The sequence below is a fragment of the Thomasclavelia sp. genome (assembly GCF_047249845.1).
Classification (GTDB): Bacteria; Bacillota_I; Bacilli_A; order Erysipelotrichales; family Coprobacillaceae; genus Thomasclavelia.
The window spans coordinates 43353-59293 of sequence record NZ_JBKTWO010000008.1; the positions used below are offsets into that span (position 1 = coordinate 43353).

Annotated in this window: 17 protein-coding genes and 1 pseudogene; 8 read left to right on the plus strand and 10 right to left on the minus strand. The window is 28.7% G+C overall.

The genetic code is table 11. From position 1 onward, the window contains the following. The first annotated feature begins 857 nt into the window (after positions 1-857). The 3 genes and pseudogenes from tnpB to ACLR9T_RS03390 all read left to right on the plus strand — a co-directional run. Complete coding sequence (gene tnpB, locus ACLR9T_RS03380; RefSeq protein ID WP_413108123.1) at positions 858-1202, plus strand: IS66 family insertion sequence element accessory protein TnpB; 345 nt, start codon at positions 858-860, stop codon at positions 1200-1202. A 53-nt stretch (positions 1203-1255) separates the two neighbouring features. Next, positions 1256-1444: a hypothetical protein gene (locus tag ACLR9T_RS03385; protein WP_413108124.1), complete on the plus strand. Its 189-nt coding sequence runs from the start codon at positions 1256-1258 to the stop codon at positions 1442-1444. Positions 1445-1606: 162 nt separating this feature from the next. Next, a pseudogene (locus tag ACLR9T_RS03390) lies at positions 1607-1724 on the plus strand (IS66 family transposase); the annotation flags it as partial. Positions 1725-2363: 639 nt separating this feature from the next. Here ACLR9T_RS03390 and ACLR9T_RS03395 read toward each other — a convergent pair. The 6 genes from ACLR9T_RS03395 to ACLR9T_RS03420 form a co-directional block, all read right to left on the minus strand. Then, positions 2364-2861: a hypothetical protein gene (locus ACLR9T_RS03395; RefSeq protein ID WP_413108125.1), complete on the minus strand. Its 498-nt coding sequence runs from the start codon at positions 2859-2861 to the stop codon at positions 2364-2366. Positions 2862-3461: 600 nt separating this feature from the next. Then, entirely contained in the window at positions 3462-3854 is a 393-nt protein-coding gene (gene rpsI, locus ACLR9T_RS03400) for a 30S ribosomal protein S9 (RefSeq protein ID WP_413108126.1), read from the minus strand. Between the two features lie 17 nt (positions 3855-3871). After that, the gene (gene rplM, locus ACLR9T_RS03405) at positions 3872-4309 is read right to left on the minus strand and encodes a 50S ribosomal protein L13 (RefSeq protein WP_413108127.1); all 438 of its coding nucleotides are present in this window, start codon (positions 4307-4309) and stop codon (positions 3872-3874) included. Positions 4310-4609: 300 nt separating this feature from the next. Further along, positions 4610-5353 (minus strand): alpha/beta hydrolase, encoded by a 744-nt coding sequence (locus ACLR9T_RS03410; RefSeq protein ID WP_413108128.1) that lies wholly within the window; start codon positions 5351-5353, stop codon positions 4610-4612. Beyond that, a complete protein-coding gene (locus ACLR9T_RS03415; RefSeq protein WP_413108129.1) occupies positions 5353-5595 on the minus strand; it encodes a hypothetical protein in 243 nt (80 codons plus the stop codon). The genes ACLR9T_RS03410 and ACLR9T_RS03415 overlap by 1 nt, the downstream gene beginning before the upstream one ends. Continuing rightward, positions 5595-6281 carry a ThiF family adenylyltransferase gene (locus tag ACLR9T_RS03420; RefSeq protein ID WP_413108130.1) on the minus strand — a complete coding sequence of 229 codons (687 nt, stop codon included), beginning with the start codon at positions 6279-6281 and terminating at the stop codon, positions 5595-5597. Before ACLR9T_RS03420 ends, ACLR9T_RS03415 begins: the two co-directional genes overlap by 1 nt. 138 nt (positions 6282-6419) lie before the next feature. Between ACLR9T_RS03420 and ACLR9T_RS03425 the strand changes: the two genes are divergently transcribed. Together ACLR9T_RS03425 and ACLR9T_RS03430 are read left to right on the plus strand one after the other, a co-directional pair. Beyond that, positions 6420-6662 carry a helix-turn-helix domain-containing protein gene (locus ACLR9T_RS03425; protein WP_413108131.1) on the plus strand — a complete coding sequence of 81 codons (243 nt, stop codon included), beginning with the start codon at positions 6420-6422 and terminating at the stop codon, positions 6660-6662. A gap of 96 nt (positions 6663-6758) precedes the next feature. Beyond that, the gene (locus tag ACLR9T_RS03430; RefSeq protein WP_413108132.1) at positions 6759-6980 is read left to right on the plus strand and encodes a helix-turn-helix domain-containing protein; all 222 of its coding nucleotides are present in this window, start codon (positions 6759-6761) and stop codon (positions 6978-6980) included. Positions 6981-7010: 30 nt separating this feature from the next. On the opposite strand, the gene thrB is transcribed toward ACLR9T_RS03430, so the two are convergent. Both thrB and thrC read right to left on the minus strand, forming a co-directional pair. Then, positions 7011-7904, minus strand: a complete 894-nt coding sequence (gene thrB, locus ACLR9T_RS03435) for a homoserine kinase (RefSeq protein ID WP_413108133.1) — start codon at positions 7902-7904, stop codon at positions 7011-7013. Positions 7905-7913: 9 nt separating this feature from the next. Next, entirely contained in the window at positions 7914-9398 is a 1485-nt protein-coding gene (gene thrC / locus ACLR9T_RS03440; protein ID WP_413108134.1) for a threonine synthase, read from the minus strand. Positions 9399-9727: 329 nt separating this feature from the next. Here thrC and ACLR9T_RS03445 point away from each other — a divergent pair, with 329 nt between their 5' ends. Genes ACLR9T_RS03445 through ACLR9T_RS03455 form a run of 3 tightly spaced genes read left to right on the plus strand, consistent with a single transcriptional unit; the run spans position 9728 to position 13160 of the window. Next, positions 9728-10882 (plus strand): homoserine dehydrogenase, encoded by a 1155-nt coding sequence (locus ACLR9T_RS03445; RefSeq protein ID WP_413108135.1) that lies wholly within the window; start codon positions 9728-9730, stop codon positions 10880-10882. Between the two features lies 1 nt (position 10883). After that, entirely contained in the window at positions 10884-12122 is a 1239-nt protein-coding gene (locus tag ACLR9T_RS03450) for an aspartate kinase (RefSeq protein ID WP_413108136.1), read from the plus strand. Between the two features lie 3 nt (positions 12123-12125). Next, positions 12126-13160: an aspartate-semialdehyde dehydrogenase gene (locus tag ACLR9T_RS03455; protein ID WP_413108137.1), complete on the plus strand. Its 1035-nt coding sequence runs from the start codon at positions 12126-12128 to the stop codon at positions 13158-13160. Between the two features lie 37 nt (positions 13161-13197). Here ACLR9T_RS03455 and ACLR9T_RS03460 read toward each other — a convergent pair whose 3' ends face one another. Both ACLR9T_RS03460 and ACLR9T_RS03465 read right to left on the minus strand, forming a co-directional pair. Then, positions 13198-15390, minus strand: a complete 2193-nt coding sequence (locus ACLR9T_RS03460; protein ID WP_413108138.1) for an EAL domain-containing protein — start codon at positions 15388-15390, stop codon at positions 13198-13200. Positions 15391-15493: 103 nt separating this feature from the next. Further along, on the minus strand, positions 15494-15922 hold the full coding sequence (locus ACLR9T_RS03465) for a winged helix-turn-helix transcriptional regulator (RefSeq protein WP_413108139.1): 429 nt from the start codon (positions 15920-15922) through the stop codon (positions 15494-15496). Positions 15923-15941: the final 19 nt, after the last annotated feature.

Here is a 15941-nt window from a genome sequence, read left to right on the forward strand (position 1 = left end):
TAAAATTTATAATTTCTTTTAACATGATTTAGTTAAAATTCTTTCACTTTATTTAAAAATATTAAATTAAATCAAAATTGTATTAAAAAAAGACAGCATATAACCTAATAAATTAAAATACTCAAAAAACTTATATTTGTTTATACACAAAAATATCAGAATATTTACTACAATTATGATCATACTTCAAACTAGCATAAATAATAAATAATTTTCCTACTAATTAAAATTCACATATAATGAAGACACTAAAAAAATCAAAGTAAATTAAAAAATCTTATTATCAAAAAACTGTTTAAATAATGAGCTAAAAATAACACAATTTTTAAAAACTTCAGCTATGAAAGAATAACACTTATTTAAATTTACTTACTCCTCCGTTTTCTTCATTTTAACATATTTCTACAATAAGCACAAAATATAACTGTGGATATAAATAGTTCAAAAATTATGAATAATAATAACAGTATAGATTAATGGAGTTCTATAGAAAATATAATAATATCTTCTTTACTCTAAAAAATAGAAGTGTATTAATGGATAATCAAATCAAACAGGCTAAAGAAAATGTTACTGTAGAGAAATTTAGAAAACGGATCATATTTAATCAAAGTGATATGACTGTATCTAAATAGTGTATAGTTAACAATGATGGGATATCCACTTTTTTAAGCATAAAAGGCAGATAAGAATGAAATTATCAAGCAGTAACGATTTACTAATCATAAAGCATCATTTATACCAGCAGTATCTGATTTTACAGCAGGAAAACCTATCTATATTACCAAAGGCAGTATAAAAATAAATGTTAACAGCAGTGATATGAATACTATAGTCGAAAAAATCAAGGTGTTACTATGTTAGATGATGTATCTAAGGTAGAATATATCTATATAGCTACTGGTTATACTGATATGCAAAAAGTTATTAATGGTTTATCTGCCATAGTCCATCAGAATTTCAAATCAGATTCATTTTCCAATTCTTTGTTTTTATTTTATAGAGGAGAAATTTCAAAAATAAAAGCTTTATACCTGGAGATAATGGTTTTTTACTGCTATATAAAAGGCTTGAAAATAGAAAATTCGACTAGAACAAAAAGTAGGAGAAATTACTCTTCAACAGTTCAGATGGCTATATCTATAGAACAACCAAAACCAGTAAAGAAAAGCAGTGCAGGTTTTAGTTATATAAATCGTTAAAATTGCTTATAAATACCAGTATTTACGATATAATGTATACATAGATAGGAAATATGAAAGATATTTTAAATGAACAACTGATTCAAATAACAAAACAATCTTCAGACCTTGCTACAATGATTAACAAAATGCAAAATAAAATTACAGATCTACAAAATAATAATGTATTATTAAAAAAAGAAAATGAATATTTAAAAAGAAAGTTATTTGATACAAAGAGTGAAAAATCCTGTACCCTTTAATATTGACTAGCTTTCTCTTTTTGACGAAGCAGAACAGGTTTGTAATGAAGAGTTGTTAAAAGATATTCATTATAGATGCAATAAAAAGAAACTATTGCTTAAATTAAATGAATTATCACAAATAGATATATTAATGGACTGATTAACATAAAAACTGTCCTGTATGTAAATACAGATGAAACAACGGTTCAGATGTTAAAATGAACCAGATAAAAAGAATACGTCTAAATCATATATGTGGGTATATGCATCAATCAAAGAATCTGGTCATCCAGTCAGAGCAAAAAATAGGGAAATTATTCAAAATAGAAAAAGATAATTCCAATGTATCACATGATTAGTTAAAAGAAATCAGACAGGAAAATCATTACCAATAGTAGATGAAGTCTTTGAAAATATATAAACCAAAAAATAATATTACCAAAATTTCATTTTGGAAAAGCAATAATGTAACTACAGTTCAATATATCTATAATCTGGTAAAATCAGCCATACTAAATAACCTTAAACCATATGACTACATTAATTTTGTTTTAAGTTATTTACCTAAAAAAGACGTAAATGATAAAAATATATTAGAAACAGTAATGTCATAGTCAAAGCTGCCAAAAGAACTGTATAATATTAAAAAATCATAGAAATATGATCTTTTAATGCTTAGCTAAAAAGTACACTGCTATTATAGATCAAATGATAGCGTACTTTTGGGTGTATAATATTGACGCTTACAATTAAAAAATTATATATTAAATGATTTTTAATTTCACTGTATTCCATATTTTATCATATTAATATATAAACAGAAGCTACTAGAAACTCCTCTAAAAAATAACATTTGAGACTATTCTTATCCAACATTTTAAATACATAATTACATATCAAAATACTTTTATTAAAAAATGATATTGGTGATAATTTATCAATTACTAATTATAGTCTTTTTTTCTTTAACCAAATGAATTTTTAAAATAATAAATCTAGCTATTGGCTGTGCAATACATAATTCAACAAAAAATGATATAGCAAAATTTCTTGGCCATTTATAAAAGAACTTTGTAATTGGTTCTAAAGTTAATGAGCGTGTCCCTATCCAGGTACCTATAACCGTTAAGAAAATAGACATTAATAAAACAGTACATAAAATATTGATAATAATATGTGAATTAAAACTATCCTCTTTTGATACAATTTTAGCAGTCATTTTCTCAGCTGGAATATAAGTAAGTAGAACTATGATTATAACACTTATCCAAATAAAAGGTAGTATACTTAATACATCAGTCCACACATAAAGATGAAATCCTGCTTCAAAACATGTGATAATAGGAGCAATGATATTGACTGATATGATTGATATCACTCCCATGAAAAGTACAAACTCTTTTTTGTTACGTGGTAATTTCATATAAAATTCCATAATTTTTACTCATTCTAAACAAAAATAGCGTGAAATCATATGATTTCACGCTGAACAGTTATACGCGCAATTTTTTGAGCAAAAAAATTATATCATTAATCTGGAAAAAAATTCAAGTATAAATTTTATTTTTTATAAACCATAATTTATCTTAATAACAATAATTTTATATTATTCCACTAATTGTATTTAACTTGCAATGATTTATTTGTTCAGTTTCTAAAAGGATATTTTTCTATAAGTTTTATTTATCTAGCTCCCTATAATATTAAATATTATAATCAAACAAGATAATGTTTATAAAAAATATCCAGAAGAATCTTTTCCGTTTTCATTAACATCTTTATAATTCTAGTACCATCTTCTTGCAAATTATAATAAGACTCCTAGTTATTATTGAACCATATTATTTCCTTTAAATACTACTCTTTAATTTTTATGAGTATCTCTTTTGCTTGATATACTACTATCCAGTGAAATAACAGCAACTAGGAAATTTAGGCATTAAAGTTATTACATTCTATTATACTAACAATTATAATAGACAGAAAAAAATCCTTGAATAATCAAGGATTTTATAAGCAACACATTTTGTAAAAATTAACGTTTTGAGAATTGTGGAGCACGACGAGCTTTTTTAAGACCGTATTTTTTACGTTCTTTAACACGTGCATCACGAGTAAGGAATCCAGCAGCTTTTAAAGTTGGTCTGTAATCAGTACCAGCTTGCAATAATGCTCTTGAGATACCATGACGAATAGCTCCAGCTTGTCCAGAGTATCCACCACCATAAACATTTACTTTAACATCAAATTGTGATGTTGTATTAGTTAATTCTAATGGTTGGTTAACAATCATTAATAATACATCTGATGGTAAGTATTCTTTAGCTGATTTATCGTTAATCACGATATTTCCTGTACCTGGTGTCAAAATAACACGAGCCACAGAAGATTTTCTACGTCCAGTTCCTCTATATTGTACATTTGCCATTTTTCTGTTTTTCCTCCTTACCCTTTAATCTTCAATTCTTCTGGTTTTTGTGCTGCATGTGGATGTTCACTACCTGCATATACAAATAATTTCATCCCTTGTTTTCTACCTAATGTGTTATGTGGTAACATACCTTTTACCGCTGCTTCAACCCAACCAGTTGGATTTTGTTCTTTGAATTGGCGAGCAGTTTTAACTTTTAAACCACCTAACCATCCAGAGTGACGATAGTAATTAACATTATCTAATTTCTTACCAGTCATTACTACTTTATCAGCATTGACAATAATTACATAATCACCAGTATCCACATGTGGTGTATAAGTAGGTTTGTTTTTCCCTCTTAATACTGATGCTACTTCTGATGCTAAACGACCTAAAGTTAAGCCAGCTGCATCAACTACGTACCATTTTCTTTCAATAGTGGCTGCATTAGCCATAGTTGTTTGTCTCATCTAAATTTTTCTCCTTTATCCTTACCGGGGACTTTAGAGTTCATAAGAACATTTTTATTATAAGTACTTCATAACTCAATGTCAATCTTTTTTCTACAATTAAATTACCTTTATATCAGCTTATATTATGCACAAAGATTACACACAATGTTGTATTACCTTCTTTTCCATCATATAGTTAGTTACAACACTGAATAATAAAAAATAAATACTATAGTTTTCTTATAGCAAACTTGTAAATTTAAAATTAAAAGACCTGACTATAATAAACATTTTCAGGTCTTACTAATCAAGATAATATTATTGGGTACTTAAAAATTCTAATGATAGTTTAAGTACCTTTTTTATGTGTTCAACATTATCAAAATTATGATTTGCCCCCTTAATTGGAATAAATTTAGCTGTATCAATAAATTTAGATACATATATCTTAGATATTTCAAATGGAACAGTCGTATCTTCTGTACCATGAATTAATAATAAATCATTAACGTATATATTTAACCCATCATAGAAATTACGAGCTAATATATCATCAACAAATCTTTGTGAAATTTCATAACCACCATGATCATATAATCCATCTTTATTTGCCTCTACCTTGCCTGTTAAATAATCTAATGCTGCAGGTAAATTAAATGCTGGAGCCCATAAAACTAGTTTTTTTATTTTTTCAGGATAAAGCTTAGCAAGTTCACTTGCTACAGCTCCACCCATAGAATGACCTAAAACATAAATCTCTGTACAATTTTCCATTTTTAAAGCTTCTTCTAAGATTATCCTAGCACAAGCTAATTCATCTTTAAAAGTCATATCTTTAAAATTCAGATCACTTTCTCCACTACCTAAAAAATCAAATCTAAAAGTTGCAATTCCTTTAGCTTCTAACATTCTTGATAATTGAACATAACAAAACTTAGTACCTGTTTTCTCTCCTGTAAAACCATGAAAAATCAAACATACAGGATGCTTATCACAATTTGGCTTATGAAAAAATCCACGCATCGTTCCTTTTAGAGTAGGTATTTCACAATAATGTTGCATTATAATACCTCATGCGCCTTTTTAAAACGCTTAATTCCATTATTATTTAGATACTGATTTGTAATATTACGAATATTATCCTCACTAAAATCTCCCCCAATAAACAAACAAGTATCCATAATTTCATTAGTTAAAGCAATCCAAAGCTCTTCACTAAACTCTTCACCTTGAACCATCTCTTTTACAATTTTTAAACAATTATCAATATATTTATCTTTATTAATCTCTGTAATACCTTCCATTAGTTGTCCTCCTTTGCTAACGCTCTAATAACATATCCTGCAATCATCAAACCCGCAACACTTGGAACATAACTAACGCTTCCAGGTGTTGCCCCATCCACCTTTTGAGGTAATTCAGATGAATATAAAACCAAGCATTTTTTTATTCCCCGAATCTTTAACTCCCTACGCATTACTCTTGCCAAAGGGCAAACGCTAGTTTTATAGATGTCAGTGATTTTAAAACACTCGGGATCTAATTTATTTCCTGTTCCCATTGATGAGATAATAGGAATTTTTAATTTATAACAATTTTCAATTAATGCAATTTTAGCTTTCACTGTATCAATAGCATCAATTACAAAGTCACAATCAGAAAAAATATCTTCCATTCCCTGGTCAGGAAGGTAAAACTGCTGATATGTAGCAATTTTTAAATTAGGATTAATATCAAGACATCTTGCTTTAGCTACATCTACCTTATTCATTCCAATCGTTGAATGTAATGCATATAATTGACGATTAAGATTAGTTATATCAATTTTATCATGATCAACTAAAACTATTTCACCAATCCCACACCTTACTAAAGCTTCAACAACATAACTTCCAACACCACCCAAACCAAAAACCACTACTTTTTTATTTTGAAGATTTTCAAGCCACTTAGAATCTAACATTCTTAAAACCCTTGCAAACTGTTCCATATTTCACCTCCCATATATTATAAACCAATCGATTATTTTTATAAAGATAAAGCCCATAAATAAATTTTAGTCCAATTTAGGACATTTAAGCATAGACCAATAAGGTCCATCCTATAATAAAAATAGGTGGTGATAATTATGGTAGTTTATAAAAGAATTCGTAATCTGCGTGAAGATAAAGATTTAACACAAAGAGAATTAGCAAATTACCTTAATGTATCTCAAAAATCCTATTCTCGTTATGAGCGCGGAGAAAGAACTATTACCCCTGAAATGTTATCAAAAATTGCCACTTATCACGAAACTAGTGTCGATTATTTATTAGAGCGTACAGATGATAAAACTGCCTATAGCAAAAAGAGCAATCATTCTAAACGTTGATTTATACTGTATTACCATTAATATTTTAGACCATGTCAGTCTAAACAGTTCTTACTTTATTCTCTCTGCCCTATAATTACGTTAGGCGGTGGAAATATGCATTACAAACGACTAAAAGAATTAAGAAAAAAACAAGAACTCACACAACAAAAACTAGCAGACTATTTACATGTAAACCAAAAAACATATTCTAGATATGAACGTGGTGAACACGAAATGACCGCTGATACTTTAGATAAACTAGCTACATTCTATGACACTACAGTTGATTACTTAATCGGTAGAACAGATGATGCTACAAATACAACAAAAAAATGACTAAGCGTTTGGATTTTCATCCAAACGCTTTTATTCATAATCAGCCACATAACCACGGTTATCTAATTCCAATTTAGTAACTTGCCAATCTTTAATTAAATCACCAAGTTCTTCTTTAATTCTAACTACACCCATTTTATCTTCACCACGAATAACTGCCATAATCGTCGGTCCTGCTCCTGATAAATATGCACCTAGAACTTTTTCATCCTTTTCTAGAACCGCCATAATTTCATTAAAACCTTTAATTAGGTCTCCTCGATAAGGCTGATGCAAACGATCTTTAAATCCTAATTTAAGACCCTCGTCATAACCATTGATCAATGAAGCAACCATTAAAGCTAAATGAGATACATTTTTTATTGCATCGCTACGAGGTAAAATCTGTGGTAAGACCGAACGTGACTGTTCCGTTGATAATGTAAATGGGGGAATCAATGCTACAAAACGATAATCATGTTTAACAGGAATGTTTAATGTTAGTACTTTGTCTTCTTCCATAACTGATACAGTCAATCCCCCAAAAATTGCTGGAGCAACATTATCTGGATGTCCTTCAATCGCTGTTGCTAATTCAAGAATTTCCTGACGATCTTCAACTTTATCTTTAAAAGCAAAAGCACCAACAATTCCTGCTACAATACATGTTGAACTACTTCCTAAACCACGAGTATACGGAACATCTCCACTACATTCAATATTTACTCCTTGATAATCTAAATCACAAACTTTAGCAGCTCTTTTAAAAGCCTGATAAGTCATATTTTCCTCATTACAAAACTGCTTAGGACATCCTGTAATATTAACCCCTTGATTAGACAATTCAAAGGTGAAAGTGTTATATAAGGTAAGCGCTAATCCAGCCACATCAAATCCAGGACCCAAGTTAGCACTAGTTGCAGGTACTTTAACTTTTACTTTCATCTTTGCCTCCTACATTGTCTCAATCTCTGATTTTATAAAATCAATAATTTCTGTTTTATCGATAGCTTGTTTATGCAAAATTTCACGATCCTTAATTCCTGCTAATGCTTTAGGAATAGGAACACCTGTTTTTTCGTTTAGTTTATTGATTGCACTATAAACATCAAGTTCTTCACCATATATTGCTTGATATACAGATTCAGGAAATTTATAAGGTGAAGCAGTTGATAGTAGAATTGTTTTTGTATTATCACCAGTATCCTTTTGATATTGTTTCAAAACGCCATAACCAATCGCTGTATGAGTATCCAATAAATAACCTGTTTCATTAAAACATTCTTTGATAGTTTTCATTACTTTATCTTCACTCAAACATCCTGCTTTAAATTGATCTTTGATTCTATCAAATACTACTTCATCTATCTCATAGATACCATCATGATTTAATTTATCCATATAGCTACGAACTTTTTCCCCATCACCATCAGACATAAACCATACAAGTCTTTCAAGATTACTAGATACTAAGATATCCATTGCTGGAGCATTTGTTTTATAGAATTCACGGTTAGCATCATACTTACCAGTTGTAAAAAAATCAGTTAAAATATTATTTTTATTTGATGCACAAATAAATTTATTAATTGGAAGTCCCATTTGTTTTGCAAAATAACCCGCTAAACAATTACCAAAATTACCACTAGGAACACAGAAATTAACCTCATCTCCTAAATTAATTTCATTATTTCTTACCAATTCAAAATAACTATGGAAATAATAAACAATTTGAGGAATTAGTCTTCCTACATTAATTGAATTAGCTGATGATAAAAATACATTATGCTTATTACTAGCAACTTTCAACTCTTCTGAAGCAAAAGCTTTTTTTACTGCTGATTGAGCATCATCAAAATTACCATGAATACCAATAACTCTTACATTATTACCAGTTTGACTAACCATTTGCTGTTGTTGAATTGCAGATACTCCATCTAAAGGATAAAAAACTTTAATACAAGTTCCCTCAACATTTTTAAATCCTTCCAATGCTGCTTTACCTGTATCACCACTAGTTGCTGCTAAAATCATTACTTCTCGCTGTTCATTTAATTGCTTTAATGATAATGTCATTAAATAAGGTAATAACGATAATGCCATATCTTTAAAAGCCGCAGTTTGACCATGAAATAATTCAGCCACATAAACATCACCAGCTTTTTTTACTGGGACTACAATTTCTGGAAACAACCCCTTACCATAAGCATTTAAACAAGCTTCATGAATCAATGTTTTTCCATCTTCAGGAACAAAAGTACTTAAGACTTCTGTAGCTAAGTCAACATAATTTAATTTAGATAATTCCTTTAAATCCATTTTAGTAAAATCAAAATTTGGTACTAATAGTCCCCCATCTTCCCCTATTCCTTGAACAATTGCTTGATAAAAATTAATTTCTTTTTGAAGATTACGAGTACTTATATATTTCTTTTCCATTGCTTATCCCCCTGTTTGATTTAAATTATTGTATACAATTTATATAGAGAAGTCAATACATTGTTATTATATCATAAGTAGACAAAATAACTGCGATTATTTCAATTATTATTGTTTATCATTGACTATTGTATACAATCGTGTTAATATGTCATAAATTAGGAAAATGGAGGACCGGATATGTTATCTATGGGCATAAGTTTAACAATTACGATTACTAGTAATTCTATTATTACGCCTATTAAATAATAAATGGTTCTAGTATTTAATAAATATATTGGGCCTTTATTTAAAGGCCTGTTTTTGTTATAAACAGGGGGTATTATAAGATGAAAATTGGAATTATCGGATTAGGAACCGTTGGTTATGGGGTAGTAGAGATTCTAACTAACGAAAAAGAACGCCTATCAAAAGTCATCAATGAAGAAGTAGTAATTAAATATGGTTGTGGATTAGAAGAGATTGATTTACCTGATGGAATTATCTATACTAAAGATTTTAATGATGTTATTAATGACGATGAAGTTGATGTCGTAGTAGAATTAATAGGTGGAACAAGTATTGCTAAAACAATTATTTTAAATGCCATAAAAAAAGGTAAACATGTTGTTACTGCAAATAAAGCTTTACTTGCTCATGATGGTAAAGAAATTTTTATGGCAGCTAAAGAAAACAATGTTCATATATTTTATGAAGCTAGTGTTGGAGGCGGGATTCCTGTATTAGTTAGTCAAAAAGAGAGTTTGATAGCTAATAATACTAAAGAGATTATTGGTATCTTAAATGGTACAACAAACTTCATCTTAACTTTAATGGAAAATGAAAACTTAGATTTTGATGAAGCTTTGACCATTGCTGATGGCCTGGGTTATGTTGAAGCTAATCCAGCTTTGGATTTAGATGGAATTGATGCAGCTCACAAAATATGTATCTTAGCTCAAAATGGATTTAAAAAATTTATTGATTTTGATAAAATCAGTGCTAAAGGTATTCGTGATGTTACAAAAATTGATATGGACCATGCTAAAAAATTAGGTTATCGTTTTAAAATGATTGCTCAAGCAAAAGAAATTCATGATGGAATTGGAATTGATGTTTCTGCTACACTAGTTAGTAAAAAAGAACTAGTTGCAAATGTCATGGATGCATATAATGTAGTAGAGATTGATAATGATTATGTTGAAAATGTAATTTATTATGGTAAAGGAGCTGGACGTTATGTCACTGCTTCTGCAGTAGTTAGCGACATCATCAAAACATCACAAATAGAAAGATGGTCTCATGATTATGAAGATTGTCCAAATATTTACCCAATTACTAAATCTAAATATTATCTTAGAGCTAGTAAACCATTAGATGTTGACTATGAAATGTATTTTACAGAAAAACGTGATCATATATATATAACTCATGAAATTGAGTTAGCTGATTTAACAACCATATTAAACGATGAAGAATACACAATTTTTAAAGTGAGGGGATAAAATGAACATAATTGTCCAAAAATTTGGTGGAACTTCTACTCGTTCAAGAGAATCACGTTCAACTATGTATAACAATATTATCCGTGAGATTAACAACGGAAATAAAGTAGTAGCTGTTGTATCTGCTATGGGACGTTATGATGATCCCTATGCAACTGATACCCTACTATCAATCGTTAATACAAAACAATTGACTGATGAAGAAATTGATCGCTTAACTAGTATAGGAGAAACTATTTCTACTCTAGTATGTAAAAGTGAATTGGCTACGTTAGGTTATCGCGCAGCTACCATTACTAACTCTGAATTAGGTATTGTTACTGATTCAACCTTTAACAATGCTACTATTAACAAAGTAGAAGGAAAAGATATTCTTGAAAAATTAAAATATGCTGATATTGTTTTCTGTCCAGGTTTTCAAGGTCATTCAGTACATGGTAAGATTACTACCCTTGGCCGTGGTGGAAGTGATTTATCAGCAGTAGCTATCGGTGTAGCTATCGATGCTAGCGAAATCGAGATATATAGTGATGTTAATGGTATCTATACTGCTGATCCTAGATTAGTACCTGATGCTATTAAATTAGATTGTATCAGCTATGCTGAAATGTTAGAATTAGCTAAAAATGGTGCAAAAGTTTTAAATCACCGTTGTGTTCAGTTAGCTGCTAGTCATAATATTGCCATTCACGCCCGTTCGTCTTTTGAAGACATAAACGGAACATATGTTATAGGAGATGATCGCATTATGAAAGAAAACTTAAATCAATTAATTATTTCTGGTATTACTGGTTCCCAAAATGAAGCACGTGTTACATTAGTAAAAGTCGATGCAACAAACAATAGTGCTGGCAGTTTATTTGAAAAAATTGCTGATGCTGGTGTTAATGTCAATGTCTTTAATCAGGCTTTAGTTGGTGGTGGAAAAATGGATATTTCATTAGTAATTAGTGATGTTGATGTTCCAACTGTAGTTGATATTATCAATGATTTAAAACCACAATTAAATGCTGATAGAATTATTGTACGTGGTAACATTGGCAAAGTTTCAGTTATTGGTGTTGGAATCAAAAATAATCGTGGAATGTTCCAAAAAGCATATAATACATTGAATAATAATAATATTAATGTAGAAATGACATCTTGTTCAGAAATTAATATTTCTTGTTATATTGATCGTGATGATGTAAAAAGAGCACAAATTTTATTACATGAAGCTTTTTTAGGAAGGGAAGGATAAAAAATGAAAAAATATAAAGTTGCTATAGTTGGAGCTACTGGAGCAGTAGGAAGAGAAATGCTTAGATGTATTTTTCAATTTAATTTTCCATTTGAAAGTATTAAATTATTAGCATCTACTCGCAGTGCAGGAAAAGTAATTGAATTTGAAGATCATAAATTTACTGTAGAAGAATTAACTGAAAATAGTTTTGAAGAAATTGATGTAGCATTTTGGTCAGCAGGAGGAAGTATTTCTGAAAAATATGTCCCTTATGCCATTAAGGCTGGTTGTATCAATATTGATAATACAAGCCATTTTAGAATGGACCCTAATGTTCCATTAGTAGTGCCAGAAGTAAATGGCGAAGCTTTAAGAAATCATAAAGGAATTATCGCTAACCCTAACTGCACTACTATTCAAATGGTCAGTGCTTTAAATCGTTTAAATGAATATTTTGATATTGAACGAATTATTGTTTCTACCTATCAAGCAGTTTCTGGCGCTGGTGTTGCAGGAATGGAAGAATTATATCGTCAATCCCAAGAAATTTTAGATGGTAAAGAACCCGTTGCTAAAACACTACCATGTGCAGGTGATAAAAAACATTTTCCAATTGCTTTCAACTGTATTCCACAAGTTGATAAATTTGATTTAGATAATCATTTCTCTAAAGAGGAAATGAAGATGGTTAACGAAACTAAAAAAATCTTTAATAAAGATATAAAAGTTAACGCTACATGCGTACGTGTTCCTGTACTTCGTGGACATTCTGAATCTGTATATATAGAAACCAAAAAGCCTATTGATATTGATAAAGTATTTGAATTATTAAATAATTCTACTGGTGTAGAATTATATGATGATCTTGAAAATCAAATCTATCCAATGGCAAACTTATTTGTTGGTGATGAATTAGTACATGTTGGACGCATTCGTAAAGATTTAGATAATCCTAATGGATTAAGTCTGTGGATAGTAGCTGATCAATTAATGAAAGGTGCTGCATATAATTCTGTTGATATTGGGCTAAAAATGATTGAAATGGATTTAATATAATATTTAAAAGGAACTTTGAATATAATCAAAGTTCCTTTTATTGTGCATTATCCTCATTAATAATAATTAACTTTTCAAATTCTTTTAATAACATTGGTTTATAGTAATAATAACCTTGTATAAAATCACAATTATGCTCTACTAAAAAGTCTTTTTGTTCTACTGTTTCCACACCTTCAGCAACAACTTCAAGATTTAACTTATGACATAATTCTATTACTTCTTCAATAATTATATGACCTCGAGCATGAGAATAGTCATTAGTTCTAAAGAATTCCTGATCTATCTTTACTACATCAATAGGTAAATCTTTTAATATATTTAAAGATGAATATCCACTTCCAAAATCATCTAAAGCAACTTTAAAGTCATACTTTTTTAATTTCTTTAATATTTTAATCAATTCTTCCTTATGATTAAGAGCTGTTGTTTCAGTAATTTCAATTTCAACTTGTTTAGGATCCACTTTACATTCCTTAACTAAATTAATTAATTTAGTTACATATCCCTCATTAAATATATATGTTCTTGAAACATTAATCGAAATATTAATTTTAATACCAAATCTAATATTCCAATCATAAATCTGTTTCAATGCCTTTTTAAAAATATAAAAATCCAAACTTTCTAACATCCCATTTTTTTCATAAACCGGTATGAAATCACCAGGTGAAATGATATTATACTTTGGATGATGCCATCTAGTTAAAATTTCACCAGAATTAACTCTTCCGGTTTTAAGATTAACTTTAGGTTGAATATATGCTTTAAAATGTTCTGCTTGTAATGAATTATTAAATTCTTTTTCTATCTGCAAATCATAAAGCTCTTTTTGAAAAACCTCTTCTTGATAAAAACTCACATCATCTTTTGATAGACGTTTTAAATCATTACTAGTATATTGTGTCTTTTTAAAAGCCAGATTAATATCAATATCATCTTCTAAAATTTCATAAACCCCAAAGTGAAAATAAAATGGAGATGTAATGTATTCTTTAGAAAATTCACTTCTGATATAATTTGCCAATTCAAATAATCGTTTTTTTATTAGATTTATACTATCATTATGAAATAAAATCACAAAATGATCACCAGATTGTCGACAACAAAACTCATTATTTTGACATCTTTCATTTATACAAATGATAATTTGTTTTAATAACTTATTTGCAATTTCCTCACCATAAATCTCATTAAACCATTTAAACCCTTTGATATCACAATTGATTAAAATATACTTAGATAAGTGATTGACTTTTTGGCAATACTCTATAAAACGATGATAGTTATAATGATTTGTTATCTCATCTTCATATGCTAATTTAGTAATTTGAAGTTTATTTTTACCTTGAACAAAATAAAAATAAGCAACTATGATTGCACTACCAAAACCGATTACAATCCAAATTATATAAGCAGTTTGAATAAAATTTTGAAACTCTTTAGTTACTGTTTCTTTTGGAAAAACAGAAGCTACTAACCAATCATTATTTTTAATATTTGAATAAACTAAATAATTGAGAGTATTATCCTCATCTTTAAAATTAATAATCCCCTCACCTTTAATATCAATGTCTTTAAGTCTAACTCCTTTTAAAGACTCAATATTAGTAAAATTTTTAAATTGTTTATTACTTAAAACAATATCTCCTTCTTCATTAAAAATAAAAGAATACCCCTCATCATTATAAGTAGCAGATGATAATATACTAGATAATTTATCAGTATAAAAAGTAGCAAATAAAACTCCACTAACTTCGCCCTGTTTATAAATTGGTACAGAATAAACATTAATTGCCTCACCATCAGTATAATCCGTAATACTCTTTGATGTAACTGTTTTACCATTTAAAGAATCTTTATAGTATTGACGATCTGATATATTAAAATTTTGTTGATCAGAAGCAATAACATTTCCTTGTAAGTCAGCAATTCCAAAACGTTTTACCCCATCTCTTTGAGCTAACTGGTTTAGATAATCAAGTAAAGATTCTTGTGAAATATCATCTTGTTGAATAATTAAACTAATCGTATTTAATTGTGTTAAATTCTCATTAATTCTATTTTTAATAGCTTTAGCAGTTTGATTTGTTAAATCATTTAAATACTCATCAGTCTCACTATATAAATTAGTTGATAAATCATTTATATATAGAGTTGCTATAGTTCCAAAAAGAACTAACAAAATAATTGCCACAATAATTGATTTTTTAATTATCACATTTTTCATTATCTTCACCACTCTTTGTTCTATTATATCAAGAAAAACCTTAAAATAAAAAGACTATAGCCATAAATAAATTAATTTATCATATTTTGGCTATAATCTATTATTACTTAACAGCAATTTTTAAATCTTCTTTATTTATAATTTCACCACATCTCTTACAACGATAGACAATTTCAACTTCACCTGCACAGTCATCATGACTAATGCACTTATAACTTTTATCTAAATGATGATCACCCCAAATAATTAAAGCATTATATATATCATCAAGATCTACACTTTTAGGAGTTAAATGATACTGATAACGGGGAGGATGTTTTGAATACAATTCACATTGTAATAAATCATCTTGACAAAGTTCCTTAAGTCGATTTGATAGTAAATTTGTAGGTATCCCAGGTAATGATTCATGAATATCTTTGTAAGTATGCTTATTTTCTTTAACTGCATGCAATATTAATAAAGTCCATTTATCACCAATTATGTTTAGTGTTTGAGCAATATTACAACAAATATCATATTGTTTTTTCAATTTATTCACCTCAATTATA

What these genes read in the sequence shown, in the direction of transcription:
- ACLR9T_RS03450 (WP_413108136.1), top strand. Translation starts at nt 10,884, where the DNA reads ATGAACATAATTGTCCAAAAATTTGGTGGAACTTCTACTCGTTCAAGA.
- rpsI (WP_413108126.1), bottom strand. Translation starts at nt 3,854, where the DNA reads ATGGCAAATGTACAATATAGAGGAACTGGACGTAGAAAATCTTCTGTG.
- ACLR9T_RS03430 (WP_413108132.1), top strand. Translation starts at nt 6,759, where the DNA reads ATGCATTACAAACGACTAAAAGAATTAAGAAAAAAACAAGAACTCACA.
- ACLR9T_RS03410 (WP_413108128.1), bottom strand. Translation starts at nt 5,353, where the DNA reads ATGCAACATTATTGTGAAATACCTACTCTAAAAGGAACGATGCGTGGA.
- ACLR9T_RS03455 (WP_413108137.1), top strand. Translation starts at nt 12,126, where the DNA reads ATGAAAAAATATAAAGTTGCTATAGTTGGAGCTACTGGAGCAGTAGGA.
- ACLR9T_RS03425 (WP_413108131.1), top strand. Translation starts at nt 6,420, where the DNA reads ATGGTAGTTTATAAAAGAATTCGTAATCTGCGTGAAGATAAAGATTTA.
- ACLR9T_RS03395 (WP_413108125.1), bottom strand. Translation starts at nt 2,861, where the DNA reads ATGGAATTTTATATGAAATTACCACGTAACAAAAAAGAGTTTGTACTT.
- thrC (WP_413108134.1), bottom strand. Translation starts at nt 9,398, where the DNA reads ATGGAAAAGAAATATATAAGTACTCGTAATCTTCAAAAAGAAATTAAT.
- thrB (WP_413108133.1), bottom strand. Translation starts at nt 7,904, where the DNA reads ATGAAAGTAAAAGTTAAAGTACCTGCAACTAGTGCTAACTTGGGTCCT.
- ACLR9T_RS03460 (WP_413108138.1), bottom strand. Translation starts at nt 15,390, where the DNA reads ATGAAAAATGTGATAATTAAAAAATCAATTATTGTGGCAATTATTTTG.
- ACLR9T_RS03385 (WP_413108124.1), top strand. Translation starts at nt 1,256, where the DNA reads ATGAAAGATATTTTAAATGAACAACTGATTCAAATAACAAAACAATCT.
- ACLR9T_RS03420 (WP_413108130.1), bottom strand. Translation starts at nt 6,281, where the DNA reads ATGGAACAGTTTGCAAGGGTTTTAAGAATGTTAGATTCTAAGTGGCTT.
- ACLR9T_RS03415 (WP_413108129.1), bottom strand. Translation starts at nt 5,595, where the DNA reads ATGGAAGGTATTACAGAGATTAATAAAGATAAATATATTGATAATTGT.
- rplM (WP_413108127.1), bottom strand. Translation starts at nt 4,309, where the DNA reads ATGAGACAAACAACTATGGCTAATGCAGCCACTATTGAAAGAAAATGG.
- ACLR9T_RS03445 (WP_413108135.1), top strand. Translation starts at nt 9,728, where the DNA reads ATGAAAATTGGAATTATCGGATTAGGAACCGTTGGTTATGGGGTAGTA.
- tnpB (WP_413108123.1), top strand. Translation starts at nt 858, where the DNA reads ATGTTAGATGATGTATCTAAGGTAGAATATATCTATATAGCTACTGGT.